Source organism: Dictyobacter sp. Z7_2, assembly GCF_057551105.1.
This window is the reverse complement of sequence record NZ_BAAJPE010000002.1, coordinates 2,918,299-2,937,778: the sequence shown is the minus strand read 5'-3', so window position 1 is coordinate 2,937,778 and position 19,480 is coordinate 2,918,299. Positions and strand designations below refer to the sequence as shown.

Sequence of the window (19,480 nt, the reverse complement as noted above, 5' to 3'; positions counted from 1 at the left end):
ATGCATAGAAAGATGTTTCACTCATAGGACTTTTAAATTGGCACAGAAGGCAGAAAGAGGTCGAGCGACGCTACGGTGCCTTTGCTTCGCTCGACCTTACTGTGTATGAATCGCACCAGGAATTATTTTACGATCGGTGAGGCCTCGATACCGTTGATGAACTCTTGTACGATAGCCTGGAGGCGTTCAGGTTGCTCACGTTGGGGAAAGTGTCCAGCTTCTGGGATGAGGACAAAATGTGCGTGGGGAAATGCATTGGCATAGGCACGTCCATAGTCTGAAGGCAGAATAGGGTCATTCTCTCCCCAGACAACAAGGGCTGGTATTTTTACACTGGCCAGACGGCGCTGTAACTTCGGATTAATCAGGCCATTTTGCGTATATACCGCCATTGCCGGGCGACCTGCGGGTCGTGGCGCATCCTGCCCAGGATTACGAGGAGCAGAATCGGGACCTGGCTGAGAAACATCGGGGGCCGAGGGGGAGCCAGGAGCTCTGGTAGGCATCTGGATCTCGATCCCCTCGACCTGGATACCTGCTGCATCAATGAGGATAAGACCACTCAGGCGCTCACTTAGAACAGCTAGCTCAGAGGCAATCCAGCCTCCAAAGGATAAACCGATGACGATAACATCTCGCAGGTCGAGACGTTCAAGCAGGTTGAGATAGGTAATTGCAAGATCGTCAACGCCAGTGAACCATTCCGGGCGCGGCTCTCCCGCGAAGCCTGGATGGGTGATTGTAAGCACGTGAGCGTTTTTCGCCATGGCTTCGGCCAGACTGGACACACTTTGTGGACCGGCAGCACCGTGCAGGATAATTATGGGGCGACCGTTCCCTTGCTCGTCGATACGTACGGTTAAATCATTAGTAAAAGATTCTCTTCGCGTTGTGGCGGAAGAAGCATTAGTATTCATGTAATTCACCTTCGGTATAATCTTTTTTTATGTTATGAAGCAGGCTCGAAAGAGGACATTTGACTAAAGACAGCGGTCATATCTGTGGCTGCGCTTGGAGAAGTGACTAGCTTAAGGCCATCATCAGCATCTTTTGCTGCCTTTTCTGCACGTGGGAACATTGTTTGCTCATAGCTACGCACCGCATCGTCAAAGTTTTGAGAGTCACTGAGTGCACAGGCAAGATTGGCGGCATCTAACATAGCCAAGTTAACGCCTTCGGCGGCAAATGGGGACATTAAATGAGCTGCATCGCCGAGCAGAGTCACTCCAGAGCGAAAATCCCAACGGTGCCCAATAGGAAGCATGTACACACCCCTGCGGATAAAATGATCGTTTCCATCTTTAATCAAATCCAGCAGACTAGAATCCCAACCAGAGAATTGGTCAAGCAGCCAGGTACGTGCCATCTGGGAATTGTTGGCATCAAAACCTGTGATGGCCCCCTCATTTTCAGGAATAAGTAGGGTTGCATAGACTCTAATGTGTCCATGCCCATTGCGTTGGGCAATCATGCCTTTCTGATCGCCCAGCGCAAACATGATGCCATGGCCGACAAGTCGAGACAGTTCGAGATGCTTGTTATCTACATCATCTAGTCCGACCTCAATAAACGTCACGCCCGCATAGTAAGGTGTAGCACTCGATACGAGTGGACGCACTCGTGACCAGGCACCATCCGCGCCGACGACCAGATCGAATGTTTCGCTCAAACCATTCTCAAAGAGCAACTCATACGTTCCATCATCGGTTTGATGAATAGAGCGGAGGTTCTGTCCCCAGCGCACTACTCCTGGAGCTAATGAGTCTAACAGCATCTTGCGCAAGGCAGTACGATCCACCTCAGGACGGTCTCCCGGCTCCTCATTTTGTTCTTCATTGAAAAGAATCGTTCCCTCTTTGCTGATGATACGAAATCCCTGATCTTCGTAGCGTGCAATGGAACGGAACTGCTCATCCAGTCCGGCTAGATGGACAGCGAGAAGACCAGAATCGGGGTGTAGATCTAGGCTTCCACCTTGTGGTCTCTCATCAGGGTGTTTCTCTCGTTCAAAAACAGTGGCGCTCATATGGCGTGTCTGAAGTACACGTGCAAGCGTCAAGCCTCCAGGGCCTCCACCAATGATAGCGATACGAGGGTTTTTATTCGTTGTCATCATGATTGTTTTCTCCCTAAAATGCAGACGGTTCAAGCAAGCGCTACCACACTTACCAGAGTAAGCGTTATGCTCTCCGCCGAAAAAGATAGAATTCATACTCTTAGAATTCTTGTAGTAACTGTGAAAAATCGTAGGCGTAACCGCCCACCAGGCTCTTACAAAAGGTTTATATTATTCTCATTGCACCTTTTTATTGATCTGGCATAAGTATAGAAGGTAAGTGGCGTATGAGGCACCATCCATGCAGGTGGTTGTAACGGGTGGTTTTTGGAAAGGCAAGTAAGAAGATCAGGAGAGTTTCAGGCGGCGAGCTGCCTCGCTCGCTTCCAGGCGATTGTTTACTTCAAGCTTACGATACAGGTTCTTAATGTGATCCTTGATTGTATTCACCGAGACGACCAGTTCATTCGCCATCTGAGGATTAGTCTGTCCAGCGGCCAGGAGCCGTAATACTCGCCGCTCCTGTATGGAAAGCAGTTCATCAGGAAGAGCTGTCTGAGTGCTCTGTAGCGAGGTCTCCGCTGCCGTAAGAAGATGCTGTGCATAGGCATGCAACCCTTTTTCCTGTATTGTAGGGAGCAGTGAGCGCAGCACAACCATCAATGGCCTCCCCTCATCAAGGAAGAGGCGTATATAATTCTCGCTCTGAGCTTGCTTCAGTGTCTGACGAAGCATTTGTCGAGCTTCATGTCCACGCTTACAGGCGGCATAGGCCAGCACCATTTGCACCTGGATCTCCAACGACTCACGTATACGTTGCCTGTTGCGTGTAATAGTTAGCAAGGACTCAAGCTGCGCAAGGGCATCTAGTGTCTCTCCCCGCGCCAATAAGAGACGAACCTGTAATAACTGCCATTGCTCATGGTAGAGCGTGGAAAAGAGAGATTCGTGACGGCTCAGTGCTTGCAGGCTGCGCTGTGCTGCTGGCAGATCATCAAGCAGAAGATAGAGTCGAATCTGCCAACTGTATACATTGAACAGGAGTGGCAACACAGTAGATGAAGGGATTAAGTCTGCTTGCGCCTGCAAGGTTGTTAACTGCTGTAGAGCTTCTTTCGTCTCACCACGTAGATGGTGCAACAGTGCGAAGTAGATCTGTGTCACTTTACGCCATACTTCCTTGATTGGATGCATGCTTAGCTCTTCTATCTCGTTTGCTTGCTGCTCCAATGTCGTCAGATCATTCCATTCATATGCGATACCCATTAATTTATGTAACGCATTGATACTATCGCCCCAATCTTGCGTTGCTCTGGCCTCAGAGAGCACCTGCTGGCTATATTGAGCTGCGAGGGATAATTCACCCTGGAGTAGGAGGATTGAAGAAAACATAAGAGTTACCGCACGAGTGAAATTCCTATTACCTGAATGATCGCTATACATGCGAGCCTCTTGAAGCATCTGGCGAGCCTCATCCAGGCTGCCACCTCCTCCTACTATCTCCATGCCAATATGAGCCAGACAGATACTGCGCCACATCATCTTCTCTAGTTGCGCCCGCTGTACGACGCGTTCTTGTAACAATAAGGGTACGTCATACAGCAAGTCAAGCGCCCGCTTTGCATATGTTATGGCTTGACCGGCCTCCCCTTGCCACCACAGGAGCAGAGCCCGAAAGGCAAAGGCCTCCCCAAATTTGGCCTGATTTCTGCTGGCTTGCCAGCCATCCTCGGCCAATTGAAGCCGCTCATTTATGCGGCTTGGGTTAAGAGGAATGGCTTCATTATCGGCATGAGTAAAGAGAAGCGACAATGCCTCGTAAAAGTAGAGATCAGGATGCTGGGACCGGGCTGTTTCTGGGATGCGTTCTATCCAATGCAAGAGCGTTTGCATTTCATAGAAATTTGTTGTCTCATAAATACGCTCAATCAGAACGGCAGCACGGTTAAAATCCTGAGCACTCAAGGCTGAATCTACTGCTTCCGTTAACATATCATGGTGCTCATACCAGTGGCTGGCTGACTGCGCCAGGAGACGCAACTGCGCTTCACCCAGACGTACGAGAGCTTCACGATACATTGCTTCGGCAAAGAAGTTATGATAGCGATACCACTGCAATCCTTGCTCGGCACCATCTAGAGCTTCAAGAAAGAGCCCGGCCCGTTCCACCATCCTGAGAAGCTCGGCACCATTCTGTTGCCCAGTCAGAGTATCGCAGAGCGAACCAGTGAGACGGCCGAGGATGCTGGTCTGAAGCAGGAAATATTGGAGAGGCTGAGACTGAGCGTTGAGCACTTCCGTAATAAAATACTCCACAATGACGCGTTGAGGATGAGGGGATGGATTCTCATTGAGGTGCTCGGGACTACGCAAAAAGATTGCTTGATTCTGCTTAATCTCGCCACGTTCCGCCTGTCCTGGCATCGTGAGCAACAGTAGGCGCAGGCCAGCGGCCCAACCTTCCATACCTCTGGTTATATATCTGATCGCTTCATCTGAAAGTGTCCGGGCCTGTACAGGCGAGAGGGCCATGTGCAAGAAAGAAGCCGTTTCTTCAGGTGAGAAGCGTAGGTCAGCGGTCTGGATAGCGTACAATTCGCCGTTGGCGCGCCAACGGACCAGCGGTAATGGAGGTTCACTGCGTGTCAGGATAAGTATGTGTAGCGAGGTGGGCAGATGATCGAGGAAAAAGGTCATCATATGGTGAATACCTGGTTCTGTGATGACGTGATAGTCGTCAAGGATGAGCAATCCATTGCTGACATAGTGAGCGATGTCGTTGAGCAGAAAAGTCAGCATCATCTCCTGCGAAGGAAGCATAAAAGGCGGCTGAAGAGCAGAGAGCAGCAGGGACAGGGTACGATGTCCAATATCAGAATGCAAGCGCTGGCAAGCTGCGATGAGATAGCGCCAGAAACGTGTAGGATCGTTATCTCCTCTATCCAGCGTCACCCAGGTATGCGTAGTGATAGCATGGCTCGTCTCTTCAACCACGGTTGAGGCACTATGTGTTGCACGCTCAGTCAACCAATGGTTGACAGCAGTCGTTTTGCCGAAGCCGGCCGGGGTTGAGAGTAGAGTAAGCTTGTACGCCATCCCTGTATCGAGTCGGGCAAAGACATCTGGGCGCGTGATCAGGGGCGATGGAAGATGTGGCGGATGCAGCTTCGAGATCAGGAGTGGCATTATCGGCACTGCAAACGACTCAGGTGCATCATCGTTGTCCCATTGTGCGAGTGTCGTAGGCTGTCTGGTCTCCAGTGCCTTGCTCTCTGTTGCGCCGTTAGTTATTGGTGCATGCAGGAGCGCCTCTGAAGATGAGAGTAGATGCTCACGCGTCAAACGATCTGCGACCTCTTCCAGACGGCCGAGCGAAATATCGGTAGGTTTGCCAATATAGTACTTGAGGGTCTTGCCTCGATGCGAGCGATAGCTATACCAATATACTCCGCCACGTCGTAGTTTCTCTTTTCGTGCTGTATAGTATGTTCCCGAGCGACAGACAAACGCGAATGAGCTCAGATTATTCAGCCAGTTCAACCATTCCTGACTGACCGGTTGCGGAATCTCTTCATCAGATCCCCCCATCATCTGATAGCCCTGCTGCTCCTCTGACCATCTCAGCATATAGGTTGCGTGCCTGGACATGTGCCTCCTCGCCCTGAGAGATATATGCATATTACCTAACAAGCTCTACGCAGCGTAGTATAGCACATACATATATGTTAGGTAATATGGACGCGCTCCCGCCGAAAAAGGTCGAGCGAAGCGAAGACGTAGCGTCGCACACTCGCGTGCGATGTCCCTGTGACTCGTACGAGAAAGTTGGATCTCGGCGTGCCACGGTAGCCTGCCTGATCGTACGTCGAGTGGGACATCGCATGCGAGCGTGCGACGCTACAAGGGGCTTTACAACACAGATGAAGTATGCTATTATTTACCTCACATGGGGACGTAGCTCAGCTGGTAGAGCGCGACAATCGCACTGTCGAGGTCAGGGGTTCGAGCCCCCTCGTCTCCACTTAAACATGGCATCTGGATAGTCAAATATCGTTGTTGCCAACGTTTAATTTATCAAGAGAAGAAAGCTTTGAGCAGGAGTAGTAAGTCATCTTACCTCAGAGAGTAGCCGGTTGGTGTGAGGCTGCAATGGAAGACTGAACTCGCCTGTGAGCAATAAGTGTGAAGCAGATCAGTAGCACTTGTCGGAGCGTCCGTTATCGCGTATACTTAAGAGTAGATGCTGGTCGGTTGCATAACCCAATACGCTTTTGTGATATGGGCTTGTAGCGCAGTTGGTAGAGCGCCTCCATGGCATGGAGGAGGTCAGGAGTTCGAGTCTCCTCAGGTCCACCAAGCACCGCCAGCGATCGAAAATCAGGGTGGTACCACGGAAAAACCTTTCGTCCCTTGGGATGGAAGGTTTTTTTCTGTTCTCTGATGATAGATCACAGTTTCATTTTTTCTGTTTTGTACACTAAACATTATCGCTCATAAACCCGGGGGAGGCCCAATGATTACGCGCACCAAATACGATCCCAAAGCTATCGAGCACAAATGGCAGCAGCAATGGGAAGCGGATCATCTCTATCACACATCCGACGAGTCAACCAAACCAAATTTCTATCATCTCGTCATGTTCCCATACCCCTCTGGCGATCTACACATGGGCCACTGGTATAACTATTCCCCGTTTGACGCCTATGGACGCTTTAAGCGCATGCAGGGCTACAATGTCATGCAGCCGATCGGCTTCGATGCCTTTGGACTGCCCGCTGAAAATGCTGCGATCAAGCGTGGCATTCAGGCTCGCACGTGGACGCTGGCGAATATCGAGAATATGCGCGGACAACTACGTGCAATGGGCGCACAGTGGGATTGGTCACGAGAGGTGATCACCTGTCTGCCTGACTACTACAAGTGGACTCAATGGCTGTTCCTGCAATTCTATAAAAAGGGATTGGCCTATCGCACCAAAGCGCCCGCTAACTGGTGTCCAGGCTGCAATACGACGCTGGCAAACGAGCAGGTACTGGCCGATGGCACCTGTGAGCGTTGTGGAAGCACGGTAGCTCGTAAGGAGATCGATCAGTGGCTCTTAAAGATCTCTTCTTATGCTGAGCGCCTGCTGGACTTCTCTGAGGTGACTGATTGGCCCGAGAAGACGATCACGATGCAGCGCAACTGGATCGGTCGCAGCGAGGGTGCCGAGATTCGTTTCGCGGCTACTATCGATGGCAAGCAGGAAGAGATTCCTGTCTTTACGACACGTCCAGATACCATCTACGGCGTAACCTTCTTTGTGCTGGCACCAGAGCATCCCTGGGTCGACAAGATCACGACTCCAGAGCAACGGGCCGAGGTCACAGCCTATGTGGACCAGGCGCGTCGTATGACTGAAATTGAACGCATGAGTAGCGACAAAGAAAAATCAGGCGTCTTCACAGGCAGCTATGTTGTCAATCCTGTCAGTGGAGAAAAGATTCCTGTCTGGGTCGCCGATTATGTGCTGATGAGCTATGGCTCGGGAGCTATCATGGGCGTGCCTGCTCATGATCAGCGTGACTTCGCCTTTGCGCGCAAATTTGGCATCAACATACGCGAAGTGATCCGTGCGGAAGGCGACAAGCCAAGCGATCCTGCCACCTGGAAAGAGGCCAAAGAAGCTCTGGGCCTGCTGGTCAACTCTGGTCCTCTGGATGGCACTCCTGGTGAGGAGTCAAAGGCACGTGTGATCGACTTGATCGAAGAAAAAGGCATTGGCAAGCGTACGATCAACTATCGTCTGCGCGACTGGCTGATCAGTCGACAACGCTACTGGGGCGCTCCAATTCCGATTGTTTACTGTCCAGAGCACGGTACCGTGCCGGTGCCAGAGGATCAGCTGCCTGTCAGGTTACCTGACAATGTCCAATTCAAAGCCACGGGCGAATCGCCACTGCGCTACGAGCCTGACTTTGTCAATACAACCTGTCCTATATGCGGCGGTCCGGCCACGCGGGAAGCCGATACGATGGATACCTTTATCGATTCGTCCTGGTATTATCTGCGCTACGCCGATCCGAAGAATAGCGAAGAGGCCTGGAGCACTGAAAAGATCCAGGAATGGCTGCCCGTGAATCAGTACATCGGTGGAGTCGAGCATGCTATCCTGCATCTGCTCTACTCGCGCTTCTTCACCAAGGCGCTGCACGACATGGGACACATCAATTTCGACGAGCCTTTCCAGCGTCTGTTCCATCAAGGGATGGTCCTGGGCTCCGATGGCCAGAAGATGTCGAAATCACGCGGCAATGTTGAGGCTCCAGATAAATATGTTGAAAAATATGGAGCTGATACGGTCCGCTGCTATATGATGTTCATCGGTCCCTTCGAAGCCGGCGGACTCTTCCGAGCTGACAATCTGGAAGGCATCTGGCGCTTTCAGAATCGCGTGTGGAGCTTGATCAACGATACCGCGACGGATCATGCCATCGCACAGGATACAGCAGAGACGAAAGCGATTGAGCGCCTGCGCCATAAAACGATCAAGCGCGTCACGGACGATCTGAATAACTTCCATTTCAATACTGCTCTGGCAGCTTTGATGGAATTTAATAATGCTCTGATCAAACAGCAACACAGCGATGTCGCTCACAGCATCACGTATCAGCAAGCTCTGGAGACATTGCTCCAGCTGCTGGCACCCTTTGCGCCGCATATCACAGAAGAGCTATGGCAGCAAAGCAATCACGCAGCAAGCATCCATACGACGGACTGGCCCACGTATAGCGAGGAGATGATCCAGGATGAGGCCTTTACACTGGTCGTGCAGATCAACGGCAAGGTCCGTGAACGCATCGAGGTGGTTGCCGATATCAGCGAAGAGGAAGTACGTCAGCTGGCACTGAGCAATGAGCGCGTCCAATCATTTATCGGTAACTCCAAAGTAGTAAAAGTCATCTATGTGCCAGGGCGTCTGGTTAATATCGTCATTCGCCCAGCCTGATTGCTGCTTGAGAGATAGTCAAATCCTTCATTTTTCAAATCACTAAACATCTGGAAGCTCTGGTAGCTTCTCAGATGTTTAGTGATTTCACTTTACTTATCCAGGTAGTATATATTCTGTTCCACATTGTCCCCTGTTGGGGAATGTTTGTCTTTTCCCATCCTCAGGCGTATACTACTTGCTAAAACGTGTTGGGGAATATGCCATTACGAAGGGAAACATGAAAAGACAGGCGCCTCCTGCACTGATCTGGTCAGGAGAGGATAATACCTATTTCTGGCAGCACGATGAAGAGATAGATAATCCACTCTGGTATCAAGATACTGATGCGTGGCTTCGCTGGCTCAGCACTCATCGTTCTTTCTCTTTTCAGGGACAACATGGACACCTCAATCTACTTAAAGAAGCCCGCTTGCGTGGCGAAGAGGGATATTGGTATGCCTATCGCTCTCAGGGGAAACGCCCGACAAAAAAATATGCGGGTCGCAGCGCTACCCTTACCATAGAGCGCCTGGAAGCACTTGCGGAAAGATTCACCACAGAAACTGCGCCAGACTCTGGCAGGCATGAGCCACCTGTATCTTTTCTTTTACCAAAGCTTCAGCCACCTCCTTTGCCTGCTTTTCTTGTTCAACGTGAGCGACTACTAACCCTCCTCGATACTACACGCCAGTCTTCTTTAACACTACTTGTGGCATCTCCTGGCTCTGGCAAAACAACGTTAGTACGTCAATGGATACAAGAACGTGCCACTCAGTCGAGCGGCCAATTTCCACCAGTGGCCTGGGTCTCATTGGAAGCGGCAGATAATGAGCTTGTACGCTTCTGGAATTACGTGTTGACCGCCTGCCAATTCGGTCAGAGCCACCAGGAAGCTTTTGCGCAGTTGCTCGGAGATACCCGGCAATGCATCCAGCCAACTACCCTGGAGGATGTGCTAACCACTTTTCTGAACACGCTGGCTCGCCTACCGGGAGAGGCCGTCCTGGTATTGGAGAACTATCAAGCCATTAGCTCGCCACAGATCTACGAGAGTATGACCTTTTTTCTCGCTCATTTACCAGCATCGTTCCATCTTATTCTCCTGACGCGCAACGAGCCATCCTTGCCGTTGGCGCAATTGCGTGCCAGCGGCAGGCTGTGCGAGGTGACCGAAACAGAGCTACGTTTCTCGCGGGAGGAGACGTTAACCTTTTTGCAACATGTCATCCCATGGCCTCTTTCGGAACGACTACTATACGACCTCGAAGCTCGCCTTCAGGGGTGGGCTGCTGGATTACGCCTGCTCTCATCAATGTTTCAGGGATCTGAGAAGCCACAGGATAGAGAGTCATTACTTACTCTGCTGGATGGCAGGCGCCATCCTTTCCTGGAATATTTTGTCTCAGAAGTCTTTCTGCTCCAGCCACCACCGCTGCAAGACTTCCTACTGCAGACGTGTCTACTCGGGAGTCTAAATAGCGCCCTGTGCGATGCTCTGCTCGGGGGAAGCGAGAGTGCGAGCCATCTCCATACCTTGGAACGCTCTCACCTTTATCTGGACCAGTTTGATGGACCTCTCGAGCTTCAGCCATCTCAGGGGATACAACAGTGGTATCATTACCATCCTCTCTTTGCTGAAGCGCTACTGCACATTGCGCTGCAACGCTTCGGTGGGCAGCGCCTGAGTATCGGGGCAGAGCAGGCTAGTAGATGGTATGTACAACACGGCTTGCTTCCAGACGCGATTGAAACGACGCTCATGGTTGGAGACAGCTCGCGAGCAGTAGCATTGATCGAACAAAGTATCCAGATCCAACATGCTCAGAGTGCCATCTGGTCTCTTCAGAAGGCGTATCTCCTTCAGCGTTGGCTGGAAGCGCTCCCGCCTGATCTTATACGTCATCACCCATTGCTCGCATTGAATCGAGCAAAAGGATTGCTCTCCACCTCTATTTTGGAGCAACAACCGATTTCGCCACAGCACAAAGCTCAAATAGAGGAGATGTTACGTCTGGCTGAAGATGGTCTTCGCCCTCAAGAGGATGAAACCTTGCTCAGGGAGATTCTCTTTACGCGTGCCATTGTTGAGCGTAACGCCGGCAACATTACGCAGGCTGCTGACTATGTCAGACAACTAGGATCGGACTCGGCATCAATAAGCAGTTTCGGTTTACACCTGCATGTATTGGGAACCGAAGAACTGCTAACAGGTCAGGTTGAAAAGGCTATCCAGATCTTTTTGGAGGCGCATGGGCTCTATGAGCAACTGGGCAGCACACCGATTATGCGCTCAAATTCTGTTCTGCTGGGCCGAGCTTATTTTGAGCATGGAGAAGTCTACCAATCTGCCGAGTATTTTCGACAGATACTGCCATCGGCCAGACAGGAACAGGACTTTGATGATATCGGCGACGCGCAGCTGGGTCTGGCTCAGATCTCCTACGAGAGAAACCATCTGGAGGACGCCGAGCAACAGGCATTGGAAGCCTCTGAGATGGGCCAGCGTCTGGCCAATGAGGAGATGCATGTCCAGGCCATGTTAGTCCTGGCACGCCTCAAGCTGGTCCAGGGCCAGCATGCGCAAGCACAGCAACTCTGCCGAACGTTATTGACCACGTATCCTCCCTCCTCATCTAGTCTCTCACTCCGCCATCGTCTATACCTGGAGATCCAGGCAACTCTGGTCTGGCTCTGGCTCAAGAGCGGGAATCTCTCTGCCATTGAGCAATGGGCGAGTCAGAGTCAACCTGCACACGGATGGTTAGCACAGAACGAGAGGGATAACTTACTACTAGCACGCCTGTTGCTAACGCAGGAGAAGCCTGAGGGCGCACGGGAGATAAGCGAGCGTGTGGCAGCATCAGCCAACGCTGGCGGTCGTCGGCGCGTTGCCTTGCAAGCGCATCTTCTCCTTGCGTTGGCTAACGCCTCTACCAAGCGTCTTCCAGAGGCCAGAAAGCACCTGCATCTGGTCATAGCGCAAGCCTGTTCTGAGGGGTATATGCGCCTTTTTCTGGACGAAGGCGAGCCCATGCAGACACTGCTCCAGGCCCTTGCTCCTACCTTGCGTGAAGAAACACAGGTAACTTATCTTCGTCAGATCCTGCGGGCCTTCGCTCAGGAACGAGCAGTGGAAGGCGTGCCTGGTCAGACAGTACTGATTGAACCGCTCTCCCGACAGGAGCAGCGTGTACTACAAAGGCTGTCTACTGGCCAGAGTAATCAAGAGATCGCCGACGAACTGGTCGTCTCAGTTAATACAGTAAGAGCACAGGTACGCAGTATCTACCAGAAGCTTAATGTCAAGAACCGCGTCGAGGCGAGCGAGCTCGCACGTCAGATCAAGCTCCTCTAACATTTATTCCCCAACAGATTGACCCAGAGCCTCTATCGTCCTCAACAATTATCCACATGGATGAGGGAATACAGGCTGATCTGGACCATACTAATTTTGTAGCACTCAAGCAGGCCGTAACGGAGCAAGAGCTACATCATCCCCTGCTCAGGAGAATGATATGAAATTTTATCAAGATAGAAAGAGTAAATAAAAACATGCTACAAGCTACAACCCCTGTTCTAATTGTTGGAGGAGGAATCGTCGGTCTCTCTGCCTCTATCCTCCTTTCCCAGTACGGCGTCAGCTCACTATTGATTGAGCGCCATGCTGGCACTTCGATTCACCCACGCGGACGCGGCGTCAATGCACGCACAATGGAGATCTATCGAGGCCTGGGATTAGAAGAAAAGATACGCGAGATTGGCAAAGACCTGCAACCTGCGATAGGAATTTTTAAAGGGGCAACCCTGCGTGAGGCTTTGGAAGGAGCTGATCCTCTCCAAAACCAGCAGAAAGGCAAAAAGCACCAGGAAGATGAGCAGATGGCGCGTCTGTTCATGCGTCTGGATGTTTCACCATTCAAATCAAGCCGTGGCACACAGGATCTCGTCGAGCCGTTCCTACTACAAGAGGCGCGTGAGCGTGGAGGCGTTGTCTCCTTCTCGACTGAGTTGTTCTCCTTTGAGCAAGATGAGCAAGGAGTAATCGCGCACGTGCGCGATCGGGTAAGTGGAGAAGAAAGGATGATCCGCGCTGAGTATATGATCGGCGCGGATGGAGCCAATAGCCTTGTTTTACGCACCCTTGGCATTGCATCAAGTGAAAGCAAAGAATTTGGTACTCTGCTTAACATCCTTTTTCATGCAGATCTGCGCAGTTTTGTGGAAGGCAGAGAGTTCAGTCAATGCCTGATTGAGCGCCCGGAAATGGTCGGAGTGCTGCTCTCAGTCAATAACAGCGATCGCTGGACCTTGCAACTCTCCTACCATCCCGAGCGTGGGGAGCGACCGAAGGACTTTCCTTATGAGCGCTGCGAGGCTCTTATCACGCAAGCTATCGGGCTGCCCAATATTGAAGTCAAGGTCAAAAGCATACTCCCCTGGACTGCCAGAGCGTGTATTGCGGATAGCCTTCAACAGGGCCGTATCTTTCTGGCTGGAGACGCCGCCCATCAGGTGACACCCTGGAGCGGTCTCGGGGCCAATACTGGTATTGCCGATGTGCACAATCTAGCCTGGAAGCTAGCCGCAGTCCTTAAGGGTATAGCAGGTCCTGCACTGCTCGATACGTATAACGGTGAGCGCCAACCTGCAGGTAGAGCAGCCGTCACATTCGCTTACTCCCAGACCGCTGAAGATGGCTTAGCTAGCAGGGTACGCTTTGAGCGACCTTCAGAATACGCTATAACCATGCTGTCGGGGTTAGGTGCACAACTGGTAAGTGGTTTTGGTTACAAATATACCTCTCAGTCAATTCTAGCCGAACAAGCTATCGATGCTGAAAACGTAAACATCAATGGACAGCCTGGTACCCGTGTCCCTCATCTGTGGCTCTCTCACAAGGGAGAACGTCTCTCAACCATCGATCTAGCCAGCGGCAGTTTGGTTCTGCTAGCCGGTCCCAACGGTGATGCCTGGTGTACTGCTGCGCGTGCAGCAGCTATGAAGCTGCACATTGAGTTGCAAGCCTATCGCATCGCTCCCGATAGCGAATTCAGCGATCCAGAACAACGCTGGACGGAGCTCGCGGGCATTGATCCCGCTGGCGCCTTGCTGGTTCGACCAGACGGTTTTGTAGCTTACCGTGCGAAGACCATGCTATCCGAGCCGCAACAAATTCTAGAGCAGGCTTTCGTTGCTCTGCTCGCCAGAAAGCCGTAAATCAAGAAAAAATAGAGCTCCCCATTCGTGTAAAATATGTGCCTGATAATCAGAATAATCAGGCACATATTTTCTGTAATGCCCCTCTTTTTTAGCGTGTAACGTCTACACGTATAAGAAGTAGAACATCGGCACAATCCCACATACGCAAAGGATTTTTATTTGTTGGTCAGCAGGGATAGGATTGAAGGGTACAGGACAGAGTATGTGGAACCTTTCCAAGATGTCGAACGTATATAGGGCAGATAGATCATCTAGACACCTCGACCATAGCAGAGGCAGAATGGATGAGAAAAAACCTACCAATGTGAGCTATTTCACACTCTGAATGTCAAAATATAGATAGTAAGAGAGACTTTTTCCGCTTATACTAGGTCAGATGGGAATAAAGATAGTAGGGATTGCTAAAAGGTACATTCAAAGTACATGTATAGAAGGAAACCAGTATTTAAAAAAGACCCATATCTGACGTTTACCATATGAAGGTTAGGTTTATCTTCTTAGTTGTAGACAATGGAAACCTTGATAGAAGCGGAACAAGGCAGCGGTGAGAGCCTATAATTGGCGTTGGTGGAAGGATACGATCATGAATACACAACCTCTAGAGATGATAAATGGCCTGAATAGTACAGAAACCGAGACAGATGTTCTAGCTCAGCGTGGTTTTAACCCGGATGAGATTATTTCGCTCCTCTGGCTTCGGCAGTGGTACCAACACGGCGGCAGTGATCGCGTAGAAGTATTACGCCATTTCGAATTTTTGAAATTGTTAGTAGTGAATGGCAAAGTAGATCTTTAATTTTCAAGCCGCCTCGGCGTCTCCAAAAACCTTTTATTTATGTGTTGAAGCTCTATTTAAACACAAGAAAGCCTGATACTATCACCTGTATCAGGCTTTCTTGTTCTACACATCCCATCCCATGTCTCTTCTACTGTTAGCGAGGCGTCGTGACAATACTCTGACTGCGCGAGCTATGAAATCCTTTCGTGCAAACTTCAAATTGCTGCATCAGCCAATGAGATGAAGCAGTCATCAACTTGGTAGGCAGAGGCACGCTGGCGCGCGTCGTAAAGACATCGAAATGGTTGGCGCAGATACGATCCAGGATACGCCGATAGAGCGTGCTACTTAAGCGAATGGCCAGGCGACAATCGGCATTCAGAAGATCGATGCCAGGCAAACTACGGCGATAATACTCATCGGCACGCTGCATCTGAAAAGCGAGCAGAGAGCAAAAAGCATCATTGACCACCCCATCCATCAGATCAGCCTCGCTATAGCCAAACTGCTCCATCTCATCCAGGGGAAGATAGATACGACCGTTACGAGCATCCTCTCCCACATCGCGTAAAATATTGGTCAGTTGGAGAGCAATCCCCAGATCGACGGCATAATCAAGCGCTTCCTCATGCTCATAGCCAAAGATGGCCGACGTCAAAAGTCCGACTGTACCAGCAACGCGATAGCAATAGAGGCGAAGCTCATCAAAATTCTGATAGCGGGTCTGAGTCAGATCCATCTCCACACCGTTAAGGAGTTCCAGCGCTGGTGCCAGAGGAACAGCATACTCCTGCAACATATGTTCCCAGGCCACAAGGATAGGATCGCTGCCGGCAACGCCCTTATCATACAAACGCGTCAACGACTCACGCCAACTATCAATGGCCTGCGCAGGCGAATATGATCCTTGTAGATGTCCAATGCGCAAAGCATCCTGCTGGGGAGCCTCATCAACCAGGTCATCGACCTTACGGCAAAAGGCATAAACCGCCCAGATAGCCTGTCTTTTCGCCGACGGCAAAAAGACCGAGCCCCAATAAAAGGTTTTAGATGCTCGTTGCGTCACTTGACGACAGTATTCATAAGCATCTGTCACCTGCGGTACCTGACGCATGTATATATCTCCTGTTCATTTTTTCATCGGATACGTACCTTCAACGGCGAAGATAAACAAATAGAGAATATGTCCTGTCAATAGGTAAAAATAAAGAATATCACCTGCATAACACATCCAGGATTACAATCACAGATACACCTACTGTCCAGTATTTGTGCCATACCTCAAATGAGCGATGGCACGATTCTTAAAGCGATGATATCAATAACATAGATGCAAGTTCTTGATAGAAATGGGTAACATCTGGTGGATGTGGTTGTCAGAACGCAGCATAAAACCTAGAGGATAGAGTTTACGTACATACTACTGAAGAACGCGTAAGTGATAGACTGTAAATACAGTCAAAGCCTCACAGAACGAAAGAAATTAGAACAAGGAATTCTATGCGTATTATTCTTTATCTCGGTAAAGGTGGCGTGGGCAAAACCACCATTTCGGCAGCGACAGCGGTGCGGGCCGCCATGGATGGAAAACGTACGCTCGTGGTAAGTACGGATCTTGCTCACAGCCTCGCGGATTGCTTACAGACCAATCTCACATCGGAGCCACAGGAATTGGCCTCCAACCTCTGGGCGCAGGAGATCAACGCCCTGGACGAAATGCGGCAAGGCTGGGGAAAAGTCCAGGAATCGATGAAAAAGACACTGCGCAAGCAAGGGATAAACGCAGTCATGGCCGACGAACTCGCTTTGATCCCAGGCATGGATGAGATCGTCAGCCTGATCAACATCTATCGCAACGCCCGCGATGGAAACTTCGACACTGTGATCATTGATGCCGCTCCAACCGGCGAAACGGTGCGCCTCCTGAGCATGCCGGATACCTTCCAATGGTACGCCAGTCGCCTCATGAGTATGCAATCGGGAGCAGGCTTTAATCTGGCCCGTCCGCTGCTCAAAGCCTTCCTGCCAGTCTCGACCACGCAGGCACTCGAAGCGATGAAAACCTTGAGTGAGCGCGTCAAAGCCTTACGAGAAGTACTCAGCGATCCTGAAGTAAGCTCATATCGCCCGGTTCTCAATCCCGAGCGCATGGTAATCAAAGAAGCCCTACGCGCAGAGACCTATCTGGCACTCTTTGGCTATCCCATTGATGCTGTGGTCTGCAACAGAGTAATCCAGCCAGGAGATTATCAAGACGCCTTCATGCAGGATATCTATCGTACGCAGGAAAAACTCCGTAAGAACATCCATCAAACCTTCGCTCCCCTGCCAGTCTGGGAAGCTCCATATAACTCACGCGAGATACTGGGCATCGACGCACTTGGGCAACTCGCCAATACCATCTTTGGCGAAACAGATCCAACGCAGGTCTTCCATAGAGGTCCTGTGCAGGAGATTATACACGAAGGAGATATCTACATCCTACGCTTACCCCTGCCGCACGTCGAAATGAATAAAGTCAGCATGAGCAAAAAAGGCGATGAGATGGTGGTTGAAATTGGGAACTTCAAGCGCGACATCTCTCTACCAGCGCTACTGGCAAATCAGGAAGCGACCGTGGCCAAATTCGTCAATAATTCCCTGGAGATTCATTTCACAGCGCCGGTCACGCAGACGGATAAATCCGCGTAAGACAGCAGCAGGATAGGTATCAATGATATAGACAATCCCTTTATTAGCTCTTTCTTCCATAAGGCAACTTCCTTATGGACCCAATGGGCAGTGGGCATGTTCGATGCTTCAACTTCCCACTGCTCAAAAAGCGATGAGGTTGAATCATAGAAAAAACTTATCTCACTCTCTATGAGAGAGATAAGCCCATAATAGGCGAAGAAGTGGTCGTCTGAAGTTGCTTCGGGCATCTGCAATACCCCTCTGTAGAGAGCGCCACAGTCGTTTAAATCCTTCTCGTAGAAAGAAGGCTTTTCCTGAAAGGTCGGGTCGTAGGCAGTGATACTGGATTCATTCTCTAAATGTAAATTCCAGGCGATTTTGATGGCTTGCTCAAGCGCCGGCTTGGCTGGCGATCGCTGTTGGAACGCTGCCTGCCGATCCTTGAGATAAGTAATCTCTTCCAGGGCAATGAGCGGGGAGCCATTCTGGACATAAAGGCCCGCTTCTAACTGATCGGCAAAGGTCGATAGAAATACTTCAATACTGGGAAAGTGGACCTCCCAGGGACCCACTTCATGGTCCCACTCCAAAATTTGGCCGAGCTGACCAGCCGAGGTAGGGGCCAGGTCAAGACACCAGTAGTTGCCAGAATAGCCCAGAAAGGGCAACCATGCCTGATGCCACCAGACAGGTTGGACTGGCTGGGATGAGTAGATGCTCTCCCTCACCCAGATAGGCACACGGCGTGGCCACGCTGGATCGCTCTTGCAGAGATCTTGCAGCATTTTCCACACTCCGATCATCCCCTCCAACCGATAAAAATTTTTGCCATACAGGAAGCCCTCGTTCAAGGTTGAAACCCCATTGTGAATCCGATAGCTAGCTTTCACATCTGCCGGCAAAGCGATGCCAAGGATCGCTTCGGCCTCTGCCAACTCTTTTTCCGTAGCGCCCGGAAGGAGATCATGCACATGTGAAGGTGCGAAGGTCTCAAACCAGGCATCGATGCGCCTCCAGGCAAAAGCAATTGTGTCCATTGTATGTTGCCCTTTCGTAATGATAAAGAAATACGGACATTGCTTTACTTTTCTTGAAAAGGGCGGGCATTCCGGTCATACGCTCCAACCGCCTACGACGTTAAAGCAGTGGGATATCCGCTTGTCCATACGAACTACGTTTGATCAACTTTCATTTATGATTAAGCCCTCAATCATACCATTACCAGCGCATGCTTCAAGGTTTTTTCCAGACCGGGAGAGTTTGATCCCCACTTGCTGTCGCCAGATGAAGATTATCGGGAGCCCAAGCCACGTTTGTGACGCGGAAAGTGTGACCCCGATCTTTTCGTTTTAAAATTCCTTTGAGCATCCTTACTCCCTACTTTTTCAAGTATCTCCCTGCAGCATCCAAGGGGCACGGTACAACTTAATATAGCGATCAGAACCAGTAATACTATAGTAGGGAGTAAACAGAAAATTGCTTCCCTGACAAATTAATCTTAAATTTTCCCCACTGATACATTTGAGAGATAAATGCTGGCTAGAATACCAGCCAACAGCTACAAAAATGTCATGATATCCTGGATCGACCGCAAACGAGCACTTCTCTCCATGAAGAATATCACCCACTTGCTTACCATCAATAAAAATCTTGTAAGAGCGCAAATAATCTGAATAGGTTGGTTTTCTTTCAAGCGAAATAATTGAATTTCCCATACTTATTTCTCCATCATATACTCTCATGACGCTTATATAGAGGCATTCTATTTTCGCCAATTGCGTTT

Annotated in this window: 12 protein-coding genes and 2 tRNA genes; 7 read left to right on the top strand and 7 right to left on the bottom strand. The window is 50.3% G+C overall.

All coding sequences use genetic code 11. The features are described 5' to 3' along the window. Positions 1-122: 122 nt before the first annotated feature. From AC27N8_RS25900 to AC27N8_RS25890, 3 genes are all read right to left on the bottom strand, one after another. Positions 123-917, bottom strand: coding sequence for an alpha/beta fold hydrolase (locus tag AC27N8_RS25900; RefSeq protein ID WP_487070826.1), 795 nt, complete (start codon positions 915-917; stop codon positions 123-125). A 32-nt stretch (positions 918-949) separates the two neighbouring features. Further along, on the bottom strand, positions 950-2,116 hold the full coding sequence (locus AC27N8_RS25895) for an FAD-dependent oxidoreductase (RefSeq protein ID WP_487070824.1): 1,167 nt from the start codon (positions 2,114-2,116) through the stop codon (positions 950-952). Between the two features lie 288 nt (positions 2,117-2,404). Continuing rightward, positions 2,405-5,704, bottom strand: a complete 3,300-nt coding sequence (locus AC27N8_RS25890; RefSeq protein ID WP_487070822.1) for a winged helix-turn-helix domain-containing protein — start codon at positions 5,702-5,704, stop codon at positions 2,405-2,407. 300 nt (positions 5,705-6,004) lie between these two features. On the opposite strand from AC27N8_RS25890, the gene AC27N8_RS25885 reads away from it, so the two are divergent. The 6 genes from AC27N8_RS25885 to AC27N8_RS25860 all read left to right on the top strand — a co-directional run bounded on the left by AC27N8_RS25885 (position 6,005) and on the right by AC27N8_RS25860 (position 15,042). Further along, positions 6,005-6,077: transfer RNA gene (locus AC27N8_RS25885), tRNA-Ala, on the top strand. Between the two features lie 259 nt (positions 6,078-6,336). Continuing rightward, positions 6,337-6,412 (top strand) — tRNA-Ala (locus AC27N8_RS25880). 157 nt (positions 6,413-6,569) lie between these two features. Beyond that, positions 6,570-9,044 carry a leucine--tRNA ligase gene (gene leuS, locus AC27N8_RS25875; protein WP_487070820.1) on the top strand — a complete coding sequence of 825 codons (2,475 nt, stop codon included), beginning with the start codon at positions 6,570-6,572 and terminating at the stop codon, positions 9,042-9,044. A gap of 220 nt (positions 9,045-9,264) precedes the next feature. Then, positions 9,265-12,381, top strand: a complete 3,117-nt coding sequence (locus tag AC27N8_RS25870; protein ID WP_487070818.1) for a winged helix-turn-helix domain-containing protein — start codon at positions 9,265-9,267, stop codon at positions 12,379-12,381. 197 nt (positions 12,382-12,578) lie between these two features. Continuing rightward, positions 12,579-14,243, top strand: coding sequence for an FAD-dependent monooxygenase (locus AC27N8_RS25865; RefSeq protein WP_487070816.1), 1,665 nt, complete (start codon positions 12,579-12,581; stop codon positions 14,241-14,243). A 586-nt stretch (positions 14,244-14,829) separates the two neighbouring features. Next, positions 14,830-15,042, top strand: coding sequence for a hypothetical protein (locus AC27N8_RS25860; RefSeq protein ID WP_487070814.1), 213 nt, complete (start codon positions 14,830-14,832; stop codon positions 15,040-15,042). Between the two features lie 136 nt (positions 15,043-15,178). Here the strand turns inward: AC27N8_RS25860 and AC27N8_RS25855 are convergent, their stop codons facing one another. Continuing rightward, on the bottom strand, positions 15,179-16,138 hold the full coding sequence (locus AC27N8_RS25855) for a phytoene/squalene synthase family protein (protein WP_487070813.1): 960 nt from the start codon (positions 16,136-16,138) through the stop codon (positions 15,179-15,181). 386 nt (positions 16,139-16,524) lie between these two features. Between AC27N8_RS25855 and AC27N8_RS25850 the strand changes: the two genes are divergently transcribed. Then, positions 16,525-17,715, top strand: a complete 1,191-nt coding sequence (locus AC27N8_RS25850) for an ArsA family ATPase (RefSeq protein ID WP_487070812.1) — start codon at positions 16,525-16,527, stop codon at positions 17,713-17,715. On the opposite strand, the gene AC27N8_RS25845 is transcribed toward AC27N8_RS25850, so the two are convergent. The 3 genes from AC27N8_RS25845 to AC27N8_RS25835 all read right to left on the bottom strand — a co-directional run bounded on the left by AC27N8_RS25845 (position 17,673) and on the right by AC27N8_RS25835 (position 19,412). Continuing rightward, a complete protein-coding gene (locus AC27N8_RS25845; RefSeq protein WP_487070810.1) occupies positions 17,673-18,734 on the bottom strand; it encodes an SMI1/KNR4 family protein in 1,062 nt (353 codons plus the stop codon). The two genes, AC27N8_RS25850 and AC27N8_RS25845, sit on opposite strands and share 43 nt — an antisense overlap. Before the next feature lie 196 nt (positions 18,735-18,930). Further along, positions 18,931-19,065, bottom strand: coding sequence for a hypothetical protein (locus tag AC27N8_RS25840; RefSeq protein WP_487070809.1), 135 nt, complete (start codon positions 19,063-19,065; stop codon positions 18,931-18,933). 17 nt (positions 19,066-19,082) lie between these two features. Further along, entirely contained in the window at positions 19,083-19,412 is a 330-nt protein-coding gene (locus tag AC27N8_RS25835; RefSeq protein WP_487070808.1) for a hypothetical protein, read from the bottom strand. Between the last annotated feature and the right edge of the window lie 68 nt (positions 19,413-19,480).